Here is a 453-nt window from a genome sequence, read left to right on the forward strand (position 1 = left end):
GATATTGACAGTGCGGTGGTGACGACTACGGTTTCTGTACTGCACGGCAGCTTAACCGCTCTGGCTACGGCAGGCGTGACCATCACCAATAACGGCACAGGATCGGTTACTTTAAGCGGTTCTCCTGCAGCAATCACTGCGGCTTTAGATGGCTTAAGTTACAGTCCAGTAGCGGATTACCACGGTTCCGATACCTTGACCATGAGTACTACAGACGGTGCGCTGCTCGACAGCGATACCGTAGGCATTACCATTAATCCTGTAGTGGATATTGCCGATGATGCTTTTGCGACCAATGAAGACACCGCTGTGACTCTTGACGTGAATGCAAACGATACCTTTGAAAATGCCGGTCATACCATTACCGCCATTAACGGTACAGCCATAGCCGTAGGCGGAAGTGTGGCTGTGGTTAACGGCAGTGTGTTGCTTAATGCCGACGGTACTTTAAGT

At 50.6% G+C, this 453-nt stretch carries 1 protein-coding gene; it reads left to right on the forward strand.

What is annotated here, in order from left to right; all coding sequences use genetic code 11:
• Window positions 1-453, forward strand: a 453-nt coding sequence (locus tag Lwor_RS12105; RefSeq protein WP_202967158.1) for a hypothetical protein, incomplete at both ends; no start/stop codon positions are given.

It is taken from the genome of Legionella worsleiensis (assembly GCF_001467535.1).
Lineage (GTDB): Bacteria > Pseudomonadota > Gammaproteobacteria > Legionellales > Legionellaceae > Legionella > Legionella worsleiensis.